Annotated in this window: 20 protein-coding genes; 15 read left to right on the forward strand and 5 right to left on the reverse strand. The window is 40.4% G+C overall.

Features of this window, described 5'->3' with window-relative positions; translation table 11 throughout:
- Nucleotide 1: 1 nt before the first annotated feature.
- Genes LOS73_RS02795 through ung form a run of 4 tightly spaced genes read left to right on the forward strand, consistent with a single transcriptional unit; the run spans nt 2 to nt 3,597 of the window.
- A complete protein-coding gene (locus LOS73_RS02795; protein ID WP_457934442.1) occupies nt 2-1,486 on the forward strand; it encodes a cobyric acid synthase in 1,485 nt (494 codons plus the stop codon).
- Nucleotides 1,479-2,078 (forward strand): cob(I)yrinic acid a,c-diamide adenosyltransferase, encoded by a 600-nt coding sequence (cobO, locus tag LOS73_RS02800; RefSeq protein WP_007376484.1) that lies wholly within the window; start codon nt 1,479-1,481, stop codon nt 2,076-2,078. The genes LOS73_RS02795 and cobO overlap by 8 nt, the downstream gene beginning before the upstream one ends.
- Nucleotides 2,078-2,938 carry a cobalamin-binding protein gene (locus LOS73_RS02805; protein ID WP_457934443.1) on the forward strand — a complete coding sequence of 287 codons (861 nt, stop codon included), beginning with the start codon at nt 2,078-2,080 and terminating at the stop codon, nt 2,936-2,938. Before cobO ends, LOS73_RS02805 begins: the two co-directional genes overlap by 1 nt.
- On the forward strand, nt 2,935-3,597 hold the full coding sequence (gene ung / locus LOS73_RS02810) for a uracil-DNA glycosylase (RefSeq protein ID WP_007376482.1): 663 nt from the start codon (nt 2,935-2,937) through the stop codon (nt 3,595-3,597). The genes LOS73_RS02805 and ung overlap by 4 nt, the downstream gene beginning before the upstream one ends.
- 87 nt (nt 3,598-3,684) lie before the next feature.
- Here ung and LOS73_RS02815 read toward each other — a convergent pair whose 3' ends face one another.
- Entirely contained in the window at nt 3,685-3,873 is a 189-nt protein-coding gene (locus LOS73_RS02815) for a DUF3545 family protein (protein ID WP_002961395.1), read from the reverse strand.
- Nucleotides 3,874-4,094: 221 nt separating this feature from the next.
- Entirely contained in the window at nt 4,095-5,045 is a 951-nt protein-coding gene (gene tal, locus LOS73_RS02820) for a transaldolase (RefSeq protein WP_008136388.1), read from the reverse strand.
- Between the two features lie 225 nt (nt 5,046-5,270).
- On the opposite strand from tal, the gene yaaA reads away from it, so the two are divergent.
- The 3 genes from yaaA (at nt 5,271) to LOS73_RS02835 (ending at nt 8,058) form a co-directional block, all read left to right on the forward strand.
- Complete coding sequence (gene yaaA, locus LOS73_RS02825; RefSeq protein WP_007376480.1) at nt 5,271-6,050, forward strand: peroxide stress protein YaaA; 780 nt, start codon at nt 5,271-5,273, stop codon at nt 6,048-6,050.
- Between the two features lie 124 nt (nt 6,051-6,174).
- Nucleotides 6,175-7,131, forward strand: a complete 957-nt coding sequence (locus LOS73_RS02830) for a mechanosensitive ion channel family protein (protein ID WP_007376479.1) — start codon at nt 6,175-6,177, stop codon at nt 7,129-7,131.
- 195 nt (nt 7,132-7,326) lie between these two features.
- Nucleotides 7,327-8,058 carry a hypothetical protein gene (locus LOS73_RS02835; protein WP_306724196.1) on the forward strand — a complete coding sequence of 244 codons (732 nt, stop codon included), beginning with the start codon at nt 7,327-7,329 and terminating at the stop codon, nt 8,056-8,058.
- A gap of 74 nt (nt 8,059-8,132) precedes the next feature.
- On the opposite strand, the gene LOS73_RS02840 is transcribed toward LOS73_RS02835, so the two are convergent.
- Nucleotides 8,133-8,453 (reverse strand): BON domain-containing protein, encoded by a 321-nt coding sequence (locus LOS73_RS02840; protein WP_457934444.1) that lies wholly within the window; start codon nt 8,451-8,453, stop codon nt 8,133-8,135.
- 272 nt (nt 8,454-8,725) lie between these two features.
- Nucleotides 8,726-9,952: an ATP-dependent RNA helicase SrmB gene (gene srmB, locus LOS73_RS02845; RefSeq protein ID WP_007376476.1), complete on the reverse strand. Its 1,227-nt coding sequence runs from the start codon at nt 9,950-9,952 to the stop codon at nt 8,726-8,728.
- A 75-nt stretch (nt 9,953-10,027) separates the two neighbouring features.
- Here srmB and LOS73_RS02850 point away from each other — a divergent pair, with 75 nt between their 5' ends.
- From LOS73_RS02850 to LOS73_RS02860, 3 genes are all read left to right on the forward strand, one after another.
- Nucleotides 10,028-10,726: a tRNA1(Val) (adenine(37)-N6)-methyltransferase gene (locus LOS73_RS02850; protein WP_457934445.1), complete on the forward strand. Its 699-nt coding sequence runs from the start codon at nt 10,028-10,030 to the stop codon at nt 10,724-10,726.
- Nucleotides 10,727-10,882: 156 nt separating this feature from the next.
- Complete coding sequence (locus LOS73_RS02855) at nt 10,883-12,892, forward strand: alpha-amylase (protein ID WP_033023380.1); 2,010 nt, start codon at nt 10,883-10,885, stop codon at nt 12,890-12,892.
- Nucleotides 12,893-13,036: 144 nt separating this feature from the next.
- The gene (locus LOS73_RS02860; protein ID WP_033031353.1) at nt 13,037-13,483 is read left to right on the forward strand and encodes a DUF2147 domain-containing protein; all 447 of its coding nucleotides are present in this window, start codon (nt 13,037-13,039) and stop codon (nt 13,481-13,483) included.
- Nucleotides 13,484-13,522: 39 nt separating this feature from the next.
- Here LOS73_RS02860 and fldB read toward each other — a convergent pair whose 3' ends face one another.
- Entirely contained in the window at nt 13,523-14,044 is a 522-nt protein-coding gene (gene fldB / locus LOS73_RS02865; protein ID WP_008136395.1) for a flavodoxin FldB, read from the reverse strand.
- 94 nt (nt 14,045-14,138) lie between these two features.
- On the opposite strand from fldB, the gene xerD reads away from it, so the two are divergent.
- From xerD to lysS, 5 genes are all read left to right on the forward strand, one after another.
- Entirely contained in the window at nt 14,139-15,065 is a 927-nt protein-coding gene (gene xerD, locus LOS73_RS02870; protein ID WP_008136396.1) for a site-specific tyrosine recombinase XerD, read from the forward strand.
- A 60-nt stretch (nt 15,066-15,125) separates the two neighbouring features.
- Nucleotides 15,126-15,854 (forward strand): bifunctional protein-disulfide isomerase/oxidoreductase DsbC, encoded by a 729-nt coding sequence (dsbC, locus tag LOS73_RS02875; RefSeq protein WP_033040415.1) that lies wholly within the window; start codon nt 15,126-15,128, stop codon nt 15,852-15,854.
- 78 nt (nt 15,855-15,932) lie between these two features.
- Nucleotides 15,933-17,654, forward strand: a complete 1,722-nt coding sequence (recJ, locus tag LOS73_RS02880) for a single-stranded-DNA-specific exonuclease RecJ (protein WP_096793750.1) — start codon at nt 15,933-15,935, stop codon at nt 17,652-17,654.
- 132 nt (nt 17,655-17,786) lie between these two features.
- Nucleotides 17,787-18,885 (forward strand): peptide chain release factor 2 gene (gene prfB, locus LOS73_RS02885; protein ID WP_096793749.1). Its coding sequence is split into 2 segments (ribosomal slippage): nt 17,787-17,861 and nt 17,863-18,885, totalling 1,098 coding nucleotides; the frame shifts between segments, so codons are not numbered across the junction.
- 26 nt (nt 18,886-18,911) lie between these two features.
- Nucleotides 18,912-20,447 carry a lysine--tRNA ligase gene (gene lysS, locus LOS73_RS02890; protein ID WP_007376466.1) on the forward strand — a complete coding sequence of 512 codons (1,536 nt, stop codon included), beginning with the start codon at nt 18,912-18,914 and terminating at the stop codon, nt 20,445-20,447.
- Nucleotides 20,448-20,750 lie beyond the last annotated feature (303 nt).

The raw sequence follows: 20,750 nt of genomic DNA on the forward strand, positions 1-20,750 counted from the left end.
CATGAAAACCTTAATGGTGCAAGGCACTACATCAGATGCTGGTAAAAGCACTTTAGTTGCTGCCCTTTGCAGGGTGTTTGCTAAGCGAGGGGTAAAGGTTGCGCCTTTTAAACCACAAAATATGGCACTTAATAGCGCAGTAACAAAAGATGGCGGCGAAATTGGTCGTGCGCAAGCTTTGCAAGCAATAGCAGCTAAAGTAGAGCCCGAAATAGATTTTAACCCTATATTACTTAAGCCTAATAGCGACACGGGCGCACAAGTGATTATTCACGGAAAAGCCATTAGTAATATGGAAGCTGGCAAATATCACGACTATAAAAAAGTGGCGATGGATGCAGTAATTACCTCACATAACCGCTTAGCTAAATGCTTTGAATTACTCCTTGTTGAAGGAGCGGGTAGCCCTGCTGAAATAAACCTGCGTGAAAACGATATTGCCAATATGGGCTACGCCGAAGAGGTAGATTGCCCAGTAATTATAATTGCTGATATTGATAAAGGCGGCGTATTTGCACATTTGGTAGGTACACTTGCGTTGTTAAGCGAGTCAGAACAAGCGCGCGTAAAAGGCTTTGTTATAAACCGCTTTAGAGGCGATATAGGTTTGCTGCAAGGCGGGCTAGATTGGCTTGAAGAATACACAAACAAACCCGTACTTGGCGTATTACCTTATTTGCATGACCTCGCGCTTGATGCTGAGGACGCTGTCGCAATTGATAATAATGTAACCAACGCCACAATTAATATTGCAGTGCTGCTTGTTCCCCACATTAGTAACCACACCGATTTTGATGCACTGCGTTTGCACCCAAACATTAATATAAATTATGTGCGCCATACGCAAACGATCCCAGACGTTGATCTGATAATTCTCCCAGGCAGTAAAAATGTGCTGGGTGATTTAAGTTTTTTGAAAAATGAAGGCTGGGACACTCAAATTAAGCGCCACTTACGCTATGGTGGCAAAGTACTTGGTATTTGTGGCGGCATGCAAATGCTGGGCAATACAATCAACGATCCCGAGGGTATTGAATCGTCATTAAGGCAAGTAAATGGACTTGCCCTGTGCGATTTTGAAACCACGCTGACAGCACAAAAAGTATTAACTAAAATAACCGCTACACTGCTTTTAAATAACCAATCAACACCCTGTAGTGGTTACGAAATACATGCAGGAATTAGCCAAGGTACAGCGCTTGACAAGCCATTTTTAACCTTTGATGAAAACCACCCAAATGGTTTTACGTTTGATGGCTTTATTAGCGATGATAACGCCATTGCGGGTACGTATTTACATGGCTTATTTGATGAAGCCGATGCGACATCGCAAATTTTAAAATGGGTAAAACCAAGCGCCTCAATTAACCCAATTAGTATTGCCACTCATCGCGAGCAGCAGTTAGAACGATTAGCAACCATGTGCGAAACGCATTTAAATATACAGCAAATTATCTCGATTTATGAAGGGCACAATAATGACTGAACAAAATAACGATAAGCACAAGCAGCGCCAACAAAAAGTAAAAGAACAAGTGGATGCACGTGTTGCGGCAGCGCAAGATGTAAAAGGTATTTTTCAGGTAATCACCGGTAACGGTAAAGGTAAATCAACCTCAGGCTTTGGCGTTGTAGCACGCTGCGTAGGGCATGGAAAAAAAGCAGCCGTTTGCCAATATATTAAAGGTACGTGGGAATGTGGCGAGCGTAATTTATTACAAGGTGCAGGCGTTGAGTTTGTTGTAATGAACACCGGTTTTACTTGGGATACGCAAAATAAAGAAGCCGATACCGCAGCCGCGCAGGCAACATGGCAAGAGTCAAAACGTATGCTTGCTGATAGCAGTATTGATTTAGTATTACTCGATGAGCTTACGTATATGGTGACATACGGCTACGTAGATTTAGATGAAGTAGTAACAGCGCTTAATAACCGCCCGCCAATGCAGTCAGTTATTATTACAGGGCGTGCAGCACACCGCACTTTAACCGACCTTGCCGATACAGTAAGTGAAGTGCGTAATGTAAAACATGCATTCGACTCAGGTATAAAAGCGCTAGAAGGGTTTGATTACTAATGCTTAAAGTGTTTTTTATTGGGCTACTGCTTTTTAGTGTATCGGGCAGTGCACTTGCAGAGCAGACCAAGGATTCTAAAAAGCTGCGCATAATTGCGCTTGCACCGCACATTGTCGAAAACCTATTTGCCATAGGGGCGGGCGATAATATTGTGGGCACGGTTGATTACGCCGACTTCCCAGGTGAAGCCCAAAGTATTGAGCGCATAGGGGGTTATTACGGCATCTCGCTTGAAAAAGTATTGGCGCTTAAACCCGACTTAGTTATTGCGTGGAAAAGCGGAAATCAAAGCGAAGATTTAGCCCAAATAGAGCGTTTAGGTATAAAAGTATATTTGAGTAATCCCACCACAATCGCTGGTGTAGCCGACGAGTTACTTACTTTTGGTGAATTTACAGGGAATATTGAGCAAAGCCAGCAAGCGGCAAATGCATTTACGCAAAAACTAAACGGTATAGTTAAAAGCCAGCAAGATAAAAAAAATATAACCGGATTTTATCAGTTATGGGCTGAGCCCATGATGACAGTAAGTAAAAATACATGGATAAGCCAACTGATTGAAACATGCCATGTAAGTAATGTATTTGCACAAAGCACCACAGATTACCCGCAAATTAGTATCGAAAATGTTATTGTTACTAAGCCGCAAGTTATTATTATCCCTGATGAAAAATCAAAAACGCCACAGCCGGTTGTTAATTGGCAAAAGTGGCCAGAAGTACCCGCTGTTAAAAATGATCAATTTATTAGCGTAAATGCCGATTTATTACATCGTTTTACTGTGCGCATGCTAGATGGACTTGCGGATATGTGTGATAAAATAGACGTATCACGTAAACAGATTAAGAGTACACAATGAGCAATTGGGCTACATTTTTAGAAAGTGAATTACAGCAACCTTACATGCAGCAAACGTTAGAGTATGTGGCTAATCGCCGCAATGAAGGTATTGCTGTTTACCCGCCTGAAGCTCAAGTTTTTAGTGCTTTTGATGCCACCGCACTTAATGACATACGCGTTGTAATTTTAGGACAAGACCCATACCACGGAGAAGGGCAAGCGCATGGCTTGTGTTTTTCGGTATTGCCTGATGTAAAAAAGCTGCCGCCGTCGCTTAAAAATATGTACAAAGAGTTAGCTACCGATATCAGCGATTTTATTATTCCTGAGCATGGTTACCTGCAAAGCTGGGCAGATCAGGGCGTGTTTTTACTCAATACAGTATTGACCGTTGAACAAGGGCAAGCGCATTCACATAAGCATTTAGGATGGGAGCAATTTACCGATAATGTAATAGCGCATATTAATAAGCACTGCGAAGGTGTGGTATTTATTTTATGGGGTGCACATGCACAAAAAAAAGGGAAAGGCATAGATAGTGCACGCCATCATGTTTTAAAAGGGCCACACCCATCGCCGCTTTCGGCGCATAGAGGCTTTTTTGGCTGTCAGCATTTCTCAAAAACGAATGAGCTATTGCGAGCCCAAAAAGATAAGCCAATTAACTGGCAAATCTAATTTATTCCAAAGAACTCAAATTGTTTAAACCATTAAAAAAGGCTTCCAGATTCTGGAAGCCTTTTTGTTTAGTTGGGGCGTATTGAATTAAAAATCGAGCTCATCAATTGCAATACTGTCTGTAAAATAATCTAGTTCTTGTAGTTCTTTGCGTAGGCGCTGTTTGTCTTTTATTGCTTCTATTTCACGCCACTTCCTTTTTTTATTCTTTTGAGAGGTTTTTCTAGTTGTATCAGGACCTTCTAATATCTCTAATATATCGTTTAGGCTATCCATGAATTTCTCCTATTGATTTATGACCTCAAGAATACCTATACCACAGGCCTAGCTAAAATAGAACAAAAAAGTGACAGTTATGTTACGTAAGTGTGATTAATTGATGAAGGTTTATACGAGGATTATATGAAGTCGATATGAAGATTATATAGAGGGGTAGCGTATTTTAGGCATAAAAAAACGCCGCTATTGCGACGTTTTTAAAACACGATTATAGCAAATTACATTGCTTTAAAGCGCGCCTCTAGTTGTTCTTGTGCATCAGCAAAAGAGCGAATACCTTCAGCTAGTTTTTCAGTAGCCATAGCATCTTGGTTATGTAACCAACGGAACTGTGCTTCTGTTAATGGCTCTGGTTTTGGCTCTTGTGGAACATCGCTTTGCAGCAAGTATTCTTGTGCGCCTTCAAGGTTGCCTAAATCTTCTAAAAGATTAGGGCTAATAGTTAGCTTGTCACAACCTGTAAGTGCAATAATTTCGCCTGTGTTACGGAAACTTGCACCCATCACAACTGTTTTGTAGTCATGGCGTTTGTAAAATTCAAAAATGCTGCGTACAGACTGAACACCTGGATCTTGTAGCGGATCGGTTGGTTTTTCCATACCGTTAGCAACGTGCCAATCTAAAATACGGCCAACAAATGGCGAAATTAGAAATACGTTTGCATCGGCACACGCGCGGGCTTGGGCATCGCTAAATAATAAAGTAAGGTTACATTTAGTCCCTTCTTTTTCTAGCTGCTCAGCGGCTTTAATACCTTCCCACGTAGACGCTACTTTAATTAAAATTTTGTCTTTGCTTACACCTTCTTTTTCGTAAAGGCTAAGTAGGGTATGTGCTTTATCAATCGTAGCTTGCGTATTAAACGAAAGGCGTGCATCTACTTCAGTAGAAATATAACCAGGTACAATAGCGCTAATTTCTTTACCTAGTAATACGGCAAAGTAATCGCATGCTAGTTCAAGTTGTTTAGCAGGCTCTTGCTCGGTTTCTTTTGCGTAGCTCCAAGCTTTATCTAGGTAAGGCTTATATGCTTCAATCTCGCTCGCTTTTAATAAAAGCGACGGGTTTGTAGTTGCATCTTCTGGTTGATGCTTTTTAATAGCTTCAATATCACCAGTGTCGGCTACGATAGATGAATGTTGTTTTAGCCTTTGTAGAGCTGAAGTCATTTGCTTTCCTCATTCCAAGCAAGTTAAAAGAAAAATCTAATCACTCTTAATATATACAATCCATACTGCAACAGTGTGACAATGCTTGATAGGTCTTATGTCCTGATCAATAAAAAAACGGTAATGCATGGGTTATTAAGAGAGGATTTATTTAAACAAAACGTGCTTTTCGTTTCATTTAATGTTGAAATTGACACTAAATAAATTACAAGTCAATAGCTAACTATGATCACTGTTATTTCACCTGCAAAAAATCTTGATTACGAAACGCCACCCGCAACAGACAAGTTCACTCAGCCTGAATTACTAGAGCACAGCGAAGAGCTCATGAAAGTATGCCGTGAACTAACACCAGCGCAAATTGGCAGTTTAATGAAAATTAGCGATAAGCTATCTGGGCTTAACGCTGCACGCTTTAGCGAGTGGGCGCAGCCGTTCACACAAAGTAATGCTAAACAAGCCGCACTTGCCTTTAATGGCGATGTATACGGCGGTTTAGATGCAAGCACGCTTAAAGCTAGCGAGCTTGATTACGCACAAAACCATTTACGTATACTTTCTGGCTTATACGGCTTATTAAAACCACTTGATTTAATGCAAGCTTACCGTCTTGAAATGGGCACCAAGCTTGAAAACTCGCGTGGCAAAAACTTATACGAGTTTTGGGGCAGCGTAATAGCGAACAAACTAAACGAAGTATTAAAAGCACAAGACGCGCAATACTTAGTTAACCTTGCTTCAAACGAATACTTTAAAGCGGTAGATAAAAAAGCATTAAATGCACAAATTATTACCCCACACTTTAAAGACTGTAAAAACGGTCAATACAAGGTAATTAGCTTTTACGCTAAAAAAGCACGCGGTATGATGGCGCGCTACATTATCGAAAATAAAGTAACGCAATTAAGCCAACTTAAAGAGTTTACTGTGGCGGGTTATTACTTTAGCCCTGAGGCAACAGTTAAAGAGCTTGAGCCTGTATTTATGCGCGACGAACAAAATTAAACTGAGCGTAAACTTAATTAAATAGTTAAAAAGCCATGCACCGCATGGCTTTTTTGATGTTGGCGTTATATTTGCAACCTCATCTAATATTAATGAGAACACTAACTAAATAGGTGCAAATAAAATGATCAGCATTCCGTCAGTTGGCGAAGCCGAAAAACTAATAGAAGAAAAGCTCGGAGGGTGGTTTGATGTTGTAATAAGCCATATCCCTAATTTTATAGTGGCAATTGTAATTGCCATAGTATTTTCAATATTGGCGCGCTTTGCTGGCAAGCTGATGAAAAACGTGTTGCGCCGCTCTCTCGACTCAACGCAAATTGCCGATTTAATGGCGTCAATATTCAAAGTTATTGTGTTGTGCATAGGTTTATTTATAGCGCTCGATTTTGTTGGCCTAAAAGGCACCGTCACTTCGCTACTTGCTGGTGCGGGTATTGTGGGTTTGGCCATTGGTTTTGCGTTTCAAGACATGACCGAAAACCTAATTGCTGGTATAGCAATGGGTGTACGCAAGCCATTTAAAACAGGTGATGTAATAGAAACCGATGATGTGTTTGGTTCGGTGCATTCTATAAACCTACGTAACACGCTAATAGAGAGCTTTTACGGGCAACTAATACTTGTACCAAACAAAGTCTTATTTAGAAATGTACTAAAAAATTACACCACGCTAGGTATAAGACGTATAGAAGTACCCGTAGGTATTTCGTATGGCGACGACATAGAAAAAGCAAAAGACGTTATAGTCGATAAAATTAACGAATTTGACTTTGTAATACGTAAAGACGAAACCGCTGTATATGCTGAAGGTTTTGGCGACAGCAGCATTAACTTACTGGTGTGGTTTTGGATTAAATACCCAGGCGAGCCTGACTTTATGACGGTACGCCACAAAGGGGTTGTTGCCGTTAAGCAGGCACTCGACGAAGCTGATATTAGTATTCCTTTCCCAATTCGTACGCTCGACTTTGGCATTAAGGGCGGTGAGAAACTCGATGCCATGATAAGCGATAAAATAAGCCCGCAGTCATCAACTAAAAATAGTAGCGACGGTGCTGACTCTAGCCAAAGTGAGTAATTTAGTTAAAACACATTAGCCAAAAGCATTGGGAAATAGTTACTTACCAACAGCGCATTTTTACAGAGTAAAATTGCGCTTTTTAGTACATGCTTTTAATAATTATTAAGCCTGAACAGGGTAAGCCAAATTTAATCGGTTTTTGTTTATTATGATAACCGTGTTATTTGCCATAACTGATAATGTGATTACAATATGACCATTATTAATTTAAATAGTTTATCAATGCGTAAAGTAGCATTACTACAGTTCATAACCCTTACTTTATTAAGCTTCATGCTTGGGTGTACATCAATAAGTAATAAGCAGAGTACGAGTGAAAAACATAATTTTAAGTATGGTTTGAGCTATAAATTAAATGTAGATGACAATACTGCTGAAATACTTTTTCTTAATAAGAACGATACCCCTATAAACGCACTTACCCTACCAAATAAAACGGTATACATTGCAAAAGAGCAGTTACGAGAATTTTGCAGATCGGATGGTATTTTATGCGCTAGGGAAAAGTCTGAAAGTAACTTTGTTAGTTGGTCTCCCGATGGTGAGTTTTTAGCCGTTTTTGCAGGTGACACCCAAGGTTTTTGGTTTTTACCAACAATTGAAATAACCAAGTCTGCATTTAATGAAAGTCATATACTCAAGGTTGGACTTCATCAAACAACTAACCAGTTTAATATCGGTTTGTTTCATCAAACCGGTGGATGGTTGAATAACGAACAATATATTTTTTCAGCTGGTTTGAGTGGCAATAATTTTATTTATAAGTTCAACACAAAAACAAAGGAACTTAAGGGTTTTCCTTTTGAGTTAAATGAAGATTCTACAGTGAGCAATTTCGAAGAGGTATTTGTTGATAGTTATTCTTCGCAAAAAAGTAGTTTTAAAATAAGTGATGTGACTAAACAATTAGAAAAATTAAAATAAAAAAGCGCAGCTTGTGTTGGAGTAACAAGCCGCGCTTACGAATTAGTTATATAAATAGGTTTATGTGGTACGTATTAAATAACGCTAATTTTGTTACGAATGATTTTAACCCCATCTATATTTTCTAGAAATTTTTGAGCTAGTGCGCGCTGAAAACCAGTTTGTGCTTCACCGTACAAATCTACTTCACCATTTTTTACCTGCACACGAATATCACTTAACGCTAAGTTAGGATTAGTTCGTAGGGTGTTGGTGATAGTTTGTTGTAGGTTAGGTTGAGTGGCTACACTGCTTACTACTGCCATGTTGGTTGCTGCACTTACCTTTGTAGCGCAAACTAATAAAAATAAACAACAAAATGATACTAAAGCGATAGTTAACTTGAAGCGGTTCATAACTTAATCCTTACATTACGGTGAATCGTGCAGCCACAAAATGGAAATTCCATCGGCTAGGTTATCTTTGTAGTTACAATTTCGGTGCCAATATTAACGCTATGAAATATAAGATAATTTTATTAAGTGGGAATTAAGGTGGGCAAAAATTACATTTAAATGGGTATGAGTTACATGCTTGGGTTACATATGTAACGGGTACAAACACCAGAGCCTGTAAGGCTTGCATTAAAAAGCCGGCAAAAGCCGGCTTAGTATAAAAATGTTTTAGGTTACTTCTTCTTTTTAACCTTGGCCTTTTTCTTGGCTTTCATTTTTACTGGATCTTTACGCTTTTTAGCCGGTGGCTTAGCTTCTTTATGCTGTGGCTCAACACCTCTAATTACACGGCGTTTTAACTTTTGCTCAACGTAGCGCTCTACTTTATATAAAATGCCAATGTCATGTGCTTCAACTAACGATATTGCTATGCCTTTTTTACCAGCACGGCCAGTACGACCAATACGGTGTACATATACGTCGGCAGTGCGCGGCATATCAAAGTTAATAACGTGACTGATGTCAGATACGTCAATACCACGTGCAGCTACGTCGGTAGCAACTAATATGCTTGTTTTACCACTGTGGAAGTTTTCCATGGCTTTCATACGTTTGTCTTGTGGCATTTCGCCGCGTAACCACGCTGCTTTTACATCATTAGTTGTAAGTTCACCAATCAATGTTTCTAAGCGTTCGCGAGTTTTAACAAACACAATTGCTTTAGTCACGTCAGGATTTTTTAGCGTGTTAACTAACAATTCAAGCTTATGATGGTAATCGTCGGCTAAATGTACCCACTGATGAATTTTTGCTTTTTCTTTACGTGACGATTCGGCTTCTAATAGAGCTGGGTCGTTTAATGTTTTTTCAGCAAACCTTTCTACGCTGTCACCTTCAAGTGTTGCTGAGAATAAAAAACATTGGCGACGATTTTTAGCTTCGTCACAAATACGGCTCATTTCTTTTTTGAAACCCATATCTAACATGCGATCTGCTTCATCAATAATAAGCATTTCTACATGTTCAGCATGAAAGTTTTCGGTTTCTAGGTATTCCATTAATCGACCTGGTGTGGCGATTAAAATATCGTTATTTTTTTCGAAAATTTCTTTATGCGTGCCGTAGTTAATACCGCCTGTTACTACACCAATTTTTAGGTGTGTGCGTTTAGCTAGTAGTTCACATTGTTCATGAATTTGATAAGCCAACTCACGAGTCGGGGTCATAACGAGGACGCGCGCAAAACCAGGATCACGACGTGGGAAATCCAGTAAGTACTGAATAGCCGGAATTAAAAATGCCGCTGTTTTACCTGTACCAGTAGGCGCAGATGCTAAAATATCGCGCCCCTGTAGTGCTTCAGGAATAGCTTGTTGTTGAATGCTGGTTGGCGTCTCGTAGCCCATTTTATTAATGGCATCGAGTAGCTTGTTATCAAGATCAAATTCAGAAAATTGCATAGAGTGTCTAAAATAAGGGACAATTACCCTGATTATACGCGCTATGCTGCGCTTGGTGAATGAAAAGGTGAAAAAATGTCTGGTTTTGTATTTAAACAATTTAAAGTTGAACACGACCACTGTGCAATGAAAGTTTCTACCGATGGCATTTTGCTTGGCGCATGGGCTAATTTAAGCGGTGCAAAGTCATTACTTGATATAGGCACAGGCACCGGCTTACTAGCATTAATGTGTAAGCAGCGCAGTAATGAGCTTGATATAACTGCGGTAGAAATTGACGAAAGCGCCTATACCCAAGCATTACAAAATGTAGCTAATAGTCCGTGGCCAACAATAAGTATTAAGCACCAAACTATTCAAAGCTTTAGTAGTGAAGTTAAGTTTGATGTTGTTATCTCCAATCCACCGTATTTTAATCACAGTTTAAAAGGCGATAATGCTGCGCGTAATACCGCGCGCCATACCGACGGCTTAAGTTTTGAAGAGTTAATAAATGCGTTTAAACGTTTAAGCCATAGTCGCTCTCGCTTTAACTTAATACTCCCAAGCGTTGAAGGCGCATTATTTATTGAGCTTGCTACTCAAAATGGGCTTTATTTAAACACTCACTGCCAAGTAAAAGCCACGCCCAATAAAGATATTAGCCGCAGTTTAATGACATTTAGCTACGTAAAAAGCGATTTAGAATCATCAACCCTGTGTATTAGAAACTTAGATAATACCTACACTGCTGATTATATAGCTTTGTGCAAAACATTTTATTTAAAAATGTAAGTTACTTAGTAATGAAGGTTATTTAGTAATAAAGGATAGTTTACCCGTTATGCATACGTATTCAGTTTTTATTTCATCGACTATAAGCCTAGTGTTAACCACTTGTAAATAACATCGAGTAGTTGTTTTGCTCGCTCAACAATTGGATCACACACTATGAAACTCAATAAAATAATCACCACCGCAGGTTTAAGTCTAGGGTTGCTCTTACCTAGTATTGCCACAGCTACGCCCACCACATTTGTGCATTTGTTTGAATGGAATTGGCAAGATGTAGCGCAAGAATGTGAACAGTATTTAGGACCAAAAGGCTATGCTGCAGTGCAGGTATCGCCACCTAATGAACACATTACAGGAGGCCAATGGTGGACACGCTATCAGCCTGTAAGTTATGAACTGCAAAGTCGTGGCGGTAACCGTGCACAGTTTATTGATATGGTAAATCGCTGTAGTGCAGCTGGGGTTGATATTTATGTTGATACGCTTATTAACCATATGGCAGCAGGAAGTGGCACAGGCACAGCGGGTAATAGTTTTGGTAATAAAAGCTTTCCTATTTATAGCCCACAAGATTTTCATGAAAGTTGTACCATTAATAGCTCTGATTATGGCAACGATCGCTACCGAGTACAAAATTGTGAACTCGTTGGACTTGCCGATTTAGATACCGCTTCAAACTATGTGCAAAATACCATTGCAGCATATATTAACGACTTACAAGCTATTGGCGTAAAAGGCTTTCGGTTTGATGCTTCTAAACATGTTGCCGCAAGCGATATCCAAAGTTTAATGGCCAAAGTAAATGGCTCGCCAGTGGTTTTTCAAGAAGTGATTGATCAAGGTGGAGAGGCTGTTGGCGCCTCTGAATATTTAAGCACTGGTTTAGTAACTGAATTTAAATATAGCACTGAGCTTGGTAATACTTTTAGAAACGGCTCGCTTGCATGGCTGAGTAATTTTGGCGAAGGGTGGGGCTTTATGCCTAGCTCTTCTGCGGTGGTTTTTGTAGATAATCACGATAATCAACGTGGTCATGGCGGCGCTGGTAATGTAATTACCTTTGAGGATGGCCGCTTATATGACTTAGCCAATGTATTTATGTTGGCTTATCCGTACGGTTATCCAAAAGTAATGTCGAGTTATGATTTTCATGGTGATACAGATGCTGGTGGGCCAAACGTACCTGTACATAATAATGGTAACTTAGAGTGTTTTGCTAGTAATTGGAAGTGTGAGCATCGCTGGTCATATATTGCAGGCGGGGTCGATTTTAGAAATAACACCGCCGACAATTGGGCAGTAACAAATTGGTGGGATAACACGAATAATCAAATATCATTTGGTCGAGGTAGCTCGGGTCATATGGCTATTAACAAAGAAGACTCAACACTCATTGCAACGGTGCAAACAGACATGGCGCCTGGGCAATACTGTAATGTGCTAAAAGGCGAGTTGTCGGCTGATGCTAAAAGTTGTAGTGGCGAGGTTATAACGGTTAATTCCGACGGTACTATTAATCTCAATATTGGTGCTTGGGATGCAATGGCAATTCATAAAAATGCCAAGTTAAATACAAGCTCTGTGCCAAATACAGGGAGTGACTGGCAACGCACGGTTATTTTTATTAATGCACAAACGCAAAGTGGACAAGATATGTTTTTGCGCGGTGGTGTAGATCACGCTTATGCAAACGCAAATCTGGGTCGAAACTGCCAAACAAGTAATTTTGAGTGTGCAATGCCTATTCGTCATAATAATTTAAAAAACGTGACAACAAGCCCTTGGAAAGCAAATGATAACTACCTTGATTGGTATGGCATAGAAAATGGGCAAAGTAGCGAAGCAGAAGGTTCTGCGACCGACTGGACAGCGAATGTTTGGCCAGCAGGTTGGGGCGCTGAAAAAACGGTAAACACAGATGGTTTTGGTGTGACATCTTTAAATATATGGGGCGAACACTATTGGATGCTTGATGTAGATATGGATTGCAGTAAAGCGGTTAATGGATGGTTTGAACTAAAAGCATTCATTAAAAACGGCCAAGGATGGGAGACTGCTATTGCTCAAAACAATACACCTTATACAAGCACTAATCATATGGCGCAATGCGGAAAAATTAATAAATTTGAGTTTAATAACTCAAGTGTAGCCATTCGTAGTTTTTAAAAAATAAATAAAAAGCCTATATTTGAACCTAAGCCTAAGCTAATGATTATTAGTTTAGGTTTTTTAGGTACTGTTCTTTCATAGTGTGTTTATAAATCACCTGTTATGATTCACTCATTAGTTACATTGAATTAAGACAACACAATGAAAAAATTAAATAAAATAATACTACTAAGTACATTCTCTGCGGTTGTTTTGGCAAGCCAAAGTGCACTGGCAGCCATGACCCCAGTTGGGCTTTGGAAAACGATTGACGAGGATACAAACCAAGCTAAGTCGTATGTACGTATTACCCAAACCAACGGTACTTTAAGCGGTAAAGTTGAAACTATTCTAGACCCTACAAAACAAAATGATACATGCAATAAATGTGATGATGAGCTAAAAGATCAGCCTATTTTAGGAATGACTATTATTACTGATGTAAAAGCTGAGGATGATGACGTTTGGGGAGATGGCGAAATACTTGACCCAACAAATGGTAAAACCTACACCTTACAGCTCACAGTGCAAGATGAAGGTCAGAAACTTGAAGTTCGTGGTTACATTGGCTTTTTTTTCCGTAACCAATATTGGCTAAGGGTTGAGTAATTACTTTGTAGCGTAGCAATAATGGCTACGCAATTTTAGTTAAAGCGTTTCGCCGTATTCAGTCATTACTTGTTCAACCCAAGTCGCAATACGGTCATCACTTAGCTCGTATTGGCTGTCTTCGTCCAGTGCGAGCCCTACAAATTGTTTGCCATCGGGAGTTAGCGCTTTTGAAGCTTCAAACTCGTAACTACTGTCGTTGGACCAAAAACCAAGTTGGGTAAATGTTTGCGTATTTATTTCGTCGTGCAGCATCCCTAGCGCATCTTGAAACCACTGCCCGTAACCTTGCTGATCGCCCATGCCAAATAAAGCAATGGTTTTACCGCTTAGGTTTACGTCGGCTATGTCGTCCCATTTTGACTCCCAGTCTTCTTGTATTTCACCAAAATCCCATGTTGAAATACCAAAGATGATAAAGTCGTACTGCTGCGCATTTTTTAGTGGCTCGTCTTTAATATTGTGCAGGGTAACTATATCGGCACCAATAATGTCGCGAATCTTTTCTGCTGCCATTTCGGTGTAGCACGTAGTAGAACCAAAAAATAAACCAATTTGCATCGTATTTATCACTGTGTAATTGCCTGATATGATAGGCTCAAGTTTACCGTAAGGTATTTTTAATTGATACCTTAGCAAAGCATGAGAGCATAATGTGACAACGCTATCTGACGATTCTTTTGAAAATGACAGCAGTATGAGCAGTAATAGCGACTACCTAGAAACCTTTTTAGATAGCCTGTACTTAGAGCAAGGCGTAAGCGAAAACACATTAAGTGCTTATCGCAGCGATTTAGATAAGTTTTGCCTATTTTTAAAGGGCGAAAACTTAATGACGGTAACCGGGCTTGATATAGAGGGTTACTTAGCTCACAGAGTTGATTTAGGATTAAAACCACGTAGTACGGCACGTAGTATTAGTGCGCTAAAGCGTTTTTATCAGTACTTTGTGCGCGAAAAAATAATTAGTGATTCGCCCATGCTAAATATTGCTCAACCAAAAGCAGGGCAGTCGTTACCTAAAACACTCTCAGAAGCTGAAGTTGAGGCATTGTTAAATGCGCCCAATACAGAAGAAGCGATGGGACTGCGCGATAAGGCGATGCTTGAACTACTTTATGCAACGGGTTTGCGTGTAAGTGAGCTTGTTGGGTTGCGTATGGAGCAAATTAATTTGCGCCAAGCTGTGGTGTTTGTAAAAGGTAAAGGTAATAAAGAGCGCTTAGTGCCACTTGGCGAGGAAGCCATGTACTGGCTTGAGCAATTTTTAAAGGTCGGGCGTGCGCAAATGATAAAACACGCCACCGATTTTGTGTTTCCGTCTAAGCGCGGTGTTGGCATGACGAGACAAACCTTTTGGCATAGAATTAAACACTATGCTATTTTGGCAGCAGTTGAGTCTCCAATATCGCCCCATACAATGCGCCATGCTTTTGCTACGCATTTATTAAACCATGGGGCAGATTTACGTGTGGTACAAATGATGTTGGGCCACAGTGATTTATCAACCACACAAATTTATACCCATGTTGCTAATGAACGTTTAAAATCGGTGCATGCGCAGCATCACCCGCGTGCTTAATTTGAAATTAAATAGCACTAAGCCGGTCAATTTATAAGTACTTTTGGAATAGAGAAAATTATGAAAAAATTAATGTTAGCAGGTGCCATGTTGTGCACAAGTATTAGTGCATTTGCAAATGGCGTTGCTGTAGCTCCTGATGCTAATGATCCTATAGTGACTAAATTTGCGACTTTAGGCGTAACGGTTAAGCAAATTAACCCAAGTCCAGTTGCAGGGTTAAAAGAGCTTATTACCAACAAAGGCGTGCTTTACGCAAGTCCAGATGGTCAATTTTTAATGCAAGGTACGTTAATCGATTTGAATAATCGTAATAACCTAACTGAGCAAGCATTAAACGGCGTGCGCGTTGAAGGCATTAAAGAATACGAAGATTCGATGATTGTGTATAAAGCACCAAACGAAAAGCACAGCATTACCGTATTTACTGATATTAGCTGTGGCTACTGTCGTAAGTTGCACCGTGAGCTAGATGATTTACTCGATGAAGGTATTACCGTTAAGTATCTTGCATTTCCGCGTGGTGGGCTACAAGGTTCTGGTTATGCTGATTTAATGAATGTGTGGTGTGCTAAAGATCAGCAAGAAGCACTGACTGAGGCTAAGTCGGGCGCAGACACTAAAGTAATTGCAGGGTGTAATGCACCAGTTGCTGAGCATTACCAGCTAGGTCAAAGCTTTGGTATTAGCGGCACGCCGGCTATTGTTTTAGAAGATGGTACGATGATCCCAGGTTACCAGCCTGCAGCAGCATTAAAAGCAGCATTAGATGCTAACAAAGCGTCGTAATACGTTTTATAGTTAATAAAAAGGCCTTAATGGCCTTTTTTTGTCTTTTTAGTACGACTCAATAAGTTAAAACTCTGCATGAAAAAACTAATCATTGCGCGTGAAAACGTTGACGACTCGCATTTACCGAGTAATTTACACCCTGTAATTAAACAAATTTATGCTAACCGCAATGTATTCAATGCCGAAGAGCTAAATAACAGCGTAGCTACGCTTCACGACTTTAAATTGTTCAAAGACATCGACAAAGCCAGCGATTTATTAATTGAAGCATTAAAAGCGCAAAGCCAAATATTAATAGTCGGCGATTTTGATGCTGATGGCGCAACGAGTACGGCCACTTTAATGCAAGGCCTTGAGATGTTTGGTTTTAAGCATTTAGATTACTTAATTCCGGACCGGTTTAGCTTAGGTTATGGCTTGAGCCCCGCACTTGCAGAGCAAATAGTACAAATTAAGCCTGATTTAGTGATCACCGTAGATAACGGCATATCGTGTATTGCCGGTATTAATATTTTAAAAGCGGTTGGCATAAAAGTGCTGGTAACAGATCACCATTTACAAGGTGAGCAGCTGCCAAATGCCGATGCAATAGTAAATCCAAATAGGCACGAATGTAACTTCCCGTCTAAATCTATAGCAGGCGTTGGCGTTGCTTTTTACTTACTGATAGCACTGAGAAGCGTAATGCGAGACCTTGGTTATTTTGAGCAGCAACCGCCGCCTAATTTAGCTAACTTGCTCGATATTGTAGCGCTTGGTACGGTTGCTGACGTGGTCGCACTTGATGCAAATAACCGCACCTTAGTACATCAAGGTTTAGCACGTATTCGCAGTGGTAAAACACGCCCAGGCATCACCGCGCTTATTGAAGTGGCTAACCGCAATGCAGCGCGCTTAAGCGCAAGCGACTTTGGCTTTTCACTTGCGCCGCGTTTAAATGCAGCAGGGCGATTAGACGACATGAGTTTAGGTATAGCGTGCTTGCTCAGCACCGACATAAACCAAGCGCGCAGTATAGCGAGCGAGCTCGATAGCTTAAACTTTGCAAGGCGCGAAATAGAACAAGGCATGCAAGTGGAGGCACAAGCTGTGCTTGATAGGCTCGCATTTAGCGACGATAGCATCCCTGATGCTATTTGTTTGTTTCAAGATGATTGGCATCAAGGTGTTATTGGTATTTTGGCTGGTCGCTTGAAAGAAAAATACCACCGTCCAACCGTTATATTTGCTGGTGGCGAAAACGGTGAAATTAAAGGCTCGTGCCGCTCTATTGAAGGGCTACACATGCGCGATTTACTCGAAGGACTCAATACAGCCGACCCACACTTAATTAATAAATTTGGTGGCCACGCAATGGCCGCTGGTTTAAGTATTAACGAGCAGCACTTTAACGACTTTAAAAAAGCGTTTGATGCCGCAGTTAGCGCGCAACTTAGTGAAGAAAGTAAGCGCTGCATTGTGTTTACTGACGGTGAGCTGCCAAACGACTGCTTTACTATGGAGTTTGCTCAACTATTAAAGCAATCGGGCCCGTGGGGGCAGCAATTTCCTGAGCCAGTGTTTGAGCACACCTTTGAAGTAATACAGCAGCGCATAGTCGGCGAAAAGCATTTAAAGCTCGTTTTAAAGCATCAATCAGGGAGATTAGTAGACGCCATTGCCTTTGGTATTGATGTAAAAGAATGGCCCGACACAGAAGCGAAGTTTGTAAAAGTAGCGTACCAACTCGATATAAATGAGTTTAGAGGTAAATTTACACTGCAATTAATAGCCAGAGAACTTGAAAAAGTGTACTAAAAAATATGCACAAAGCATGCATAAAAGGCTAATAAAGCGCGCAGTTTTTTGTTAAAATCGGGCGTTTTTATCATTTGACGATAACTTACGCGGTATAAACGCGCGTAAATCAGCCATTTTGGAGTAATGACCATGTTTGAAGTGAATCCTGTGATTAACCAAATCAAGGAAATTCGCGAACGTACTGAGTTGCTTCGGGGGTACCTTTGACTACGCTCTTAAACAAGAACGCTTAGAAGAAGTTAACGCCGAACTTGAAGATTCAGCCGTATGGAATGAGCCTGAACGCGCACAAGCGCTTGGCCGTGAAAAATCAGCATTAGAAGCCGTTGTTGAAACAATCGACAACCTTGTAGCCGGTACTGACGACGTTGAAGGTTTACTTGAACTTGCTGTAGAAGCCGAAGATCAAGATACCTTTGATGAAGCACAAAGCGAACTCGCTGATTTGAATGCGCAGTTAGAAGGCTTAGAGTTTCGTCGTATGTTTTCAGGTCCTCATGACTCAAACGATGCGTACCTTGATTTACAATCGGGTTCTGGCGGTACTGAAGCACAAGACTGGTGTAACATTCTACTTCGTATGTACTTACGTTGGGGCGAGGCTAAAGGCTTTAAAGTTGAGCTAGTTGAAGCAACCGACGGTGATGTTGCTGGTATTAAAGGTGCAACAGTTCGCTTTGTTGGCGAATACGCTTACGGTTGGTTACGTACAGAAACAGGCGTTCACCGTTTAGTACGTAAAAGCCCATTTGACTCAAGTGGTCGTCGTCATACTTCGTTTGCTTCTGCGTTTGTATACCCAGAGATTGACGATAATATTGAAATTGATATTAATCCGTCAGATCTACGTATAGATGTTTACCGTGCATCAGGCGCGGGTGGTCAGCACGTTAACACTACCGAATCGGCAGTTCGTATTACTCACGTACCAACAAACACCGTAGTGCAGTGTCAAAACGAGCGTTCACAGCATAAAAATAAAGCCCAAGCGATGAAGCAATTAAAAGCTAAATTATTTGAGCTTGAGCTACAGCAGCAAAATGCTGAAAAACAAACGCAAGAAGATGCTAAATCTGATATAGGTTGGGGTAGCCAAATACGTTCATACGTACTTGATGACGCACGCATTAAAGATTTACGTACCGGCGTTGAAAACCGCAATACCCAATCGGTACTTGACGGTAACTTAGATAAATTTATTGAAGCCAGCCTTAAATCTGGCCTATAACCACCAAGCTAATAAAGAGCTAAAAAATGACTGATAAAATCCAAGACGAAAACAAGTTAATCGCTGAGCGTCGCGGCAAGTTAGACGCGATACGCGAAAATTGCCCAGCCAACGGTCATCCAAACCAATTCCGTCGTGAGCATTACACGGCTGATTTGCAAGCCCAGTTTGGTGATAAGAGCAAAGAAGAATTAGTTGAACTACAAGAAGTTGTGTCTATTGCTGGACGTATTTTAGCAAAGCGTGGACCGTTTTTTGTAATTCAAGACATGAAAGGTCGCGTACAAGCGTATGCATCTAAAGATGTTCAAAAAGATCTTAAAGAAAAATATGGTCAGCTAGACACTGGCGATATTATTGGTGTTAAAGGCGCGTTAAATAAATCGGGTAAAGGCGATTTATACGTAGAAATGACTGAGTATCAATTACTAACTAAGTCACTTCGTCCGTTACCTGAAAAATTCCATGGCTTATCAGATCAAGAAACAAAGTACCGCCAACGTTACGTTGACTTAATTACTAACGAAGCAACGCGCGAAACATTCCGTATTCGTTCACAAGTAGTTGAAGGCATTCGTCGCTTTTTAGCAGAGCGTGACTTTATGGAAGTAGAAACACCAATGCTACAGGTTATACCTGGTGGTGCATCTGCGCGTCCGTTTGTAACTCACCATAACGCGCTTGATATCGACATGTACTTACGTATAGCGCCAGAGCTTTACTTAAAGCGCTTAGTGGTAGGTGGTTTTGACCGTGTGTTTGAAATTAACCGCAACTTCCGTAACGAAGGGTTATCTACACGTCACAATCCAGAATTCACAATGATTGAATTTTACCAAGCATACGCTGATTACATCGACCTGATGAACATCACCGAGGACATGCTACGTACGGTTGCAACTAACGTATTGGGTAGCCCAATTGTTATAAATACAACGAAAGACGAAAACGGCGAAGTAACTGACTCAGTTGAGTATGACTTTGGCCAACCGTTTACACGTTTAAGCATGGCAGACGCTATCTTAAAATATAACCCTGAGTTTGATGCTGCGGTATTTAATGACCCAGAAAACCACTTTGACGAATTAAAAGCGTACGCTAAACAAGTGCACGTTAAAATTCCTGAAAACTGTGTTTGGGGCCCAGGTAAGTTTTTGTGTGAAATATTTGAAGAAACAGCAGAGCACATGCTTATTCAACCTACGTTTATTACTGGCTACCCTTGGGAAGTATCACCACTTGCACGTCGTAACGACGAAAACTCATTTGTTACAGACCGTTTTGAGTTTTTTGTTGGCGGTCGTGAACTTGCAAATGGTTTCTCTGAGCTTAATGATGCACAAGACCAAGCTGAGCGCTTTACTCGTCAAGTTGAAGAGAAAGACGCAGGCGATGATGAAGCAATGCATTACGATGAAGACTACATACGCGCACTTGAGTACGGCTTACCGCCAACTGCAGGTGAAGGTATTGGTATTGACCGTTTAGTAATGTTATTTACTGACTCATCTACAATTAAAGACGTTATTTTGTTCCCGCATATGCGTCCACAAGCTGACTAAGCTTTGAGTAAAACAAAGTAAGTTAATAAACGCCGCCTAATCGCGGCGTTTTTGTGTTTAAAGCCTAGACAATAAAGGTATGCTTTTAACAAGGTACTTCGTAAATAAAAAGATGTAATTTGTTAATTGTTTTTGATTAGGGTGGCGCTGTTTTTATAAACTTAAGCATTTGATATTGTTTGTTTTGATTCTTTTAAACAAATTTGGTTAGTATTATAACTTTTTATTATGACTGTTTTTTAAACATTTCGTTGTATTTATGTAACTTTTTTAGCTACACTATGGCGAAAATTTAAGCGGCCT

The organism is Pseudoalteromonas sp. SCSIO 43210, assembly GCF_054133285.1.

Bases quoted from the DNA above. Each gene is read 5' to 3' on its own strand.
- LOS73_RS02795 (WP_457934442.1), top strand. From the start codon at position 2: ATGAAAACCTTAATGGTGCAAGGCACTACATCAGATGCTGGTAAAAGC.
- cobO (WP_007376484.1), top strand. From the start codon at position 1,479: ATGACTGAACAAAATAACGATAAGCACAAGCAGCGCCAACAAAAAGTA.
- LOS73_RS02805 (WP_457934443.1), top strand. From the start codon at position 2,078: ATGCTTAAAGTGTTTTTTATTGGGCTACTGCTTTTTAGTGTATCGGGC.
- ung (WP_007376482.1), top strand. From the start codon at position 2,935: ATGAGCAATTGGGCTACATTTTTAGAAAGTGAATTACAGCAACCTTAC.
- LOS73_RS02815 (WP_002961395.1), bottom strand. From the start codon at position 3,873: ATGGATAGCCTAAACGATATATTAGAGATATTAGAAGGTCCTGATACA.
- tal (WP_008136388.1), bottom strand. From the start codon at position 5,045: ATGACTTCAGCTCTACAAAGGCTAAAACAACATTCATCTATCGTAGCC.
- yaaA (WP_007376480.1), top strand. From the start codon at position 5,271: ATGATCACTGTTATTTCACCTGCAAAAAATCTTGATTACGAAACGCCA.
- LOS73_RS02830 (WP_007376479.1), top strand. From the start codon at position 6,175: ATGATCAGCATTCCGTCAGTTGGCGAAGCCGAAAAACTAATAGAAGAA.
- LOS73_RS02835 (WP_306724196.1), top strand. From the start codon at position 7,327: ATGACCATTATTAATTTAAATAGTTTATCAATGCGTAAAGTAGCATTA.
- LOS73_RS02840 (WP_457934444.1), bottom strand. From the start codon at position 8,453: ATGAACCGCTTCAAGTTAACTATCGCTTTAGTATCATTTTGTTGTTTA.
- srmB (WP_007376476.1), bottom strand. From the start codon at position 9,952: ATGCAATTTTCTGAATTTGATCTTGATAACAAGCTACTCGATGCCATT.
- LOS73_RS02850 (WP_457934445.1), top strand. From the start codon at position 10,028: ATGTCTGGTTTTGTATTTAAACAATTTAAAGTTGAACACGACCACTGT.
- LOS73_RS02855 (WP_033023380.1), top strand. From the start codon at position 10,883: ATGAAACTCAATAAAATAATCACCACCGCAGGTTTAAGTCTAGGGTTG.
- LOS73_RS02860 (WP_033031353.1), top strand. From the start codon at position 13,037: ATGAAAAAATTAAATAAAATAATACTACTAAGTACATTCTCTGCGGTT.
- fldB (WP_008136395.1), bottom strand. From the start codon at position 14,044: ATGCAAATTGGTTTATTTTTTGGTTCTACTACGTGCTACACCGAAATG.
- dsbC (WP_033040415.1), top strand. From the start codon at position 15,126: ATGAAAAAATTAATGTTAGCAGGTGCCATGTTGTGCACAAGTATTAGT.
- recJ (WP_096793750.1), top strand. From the start codon at position 15,933: ATGAAAAAACTAATCATTGCGCGTGAAAACGTTGACGACTCGCATTTA.
- lysS (WP_007376466.1), top strand. From the start codon at position 18,912: ATGACTGATAAAATCCAAGACGAAAACAAGTTAATCGCTGAGCGTCGC.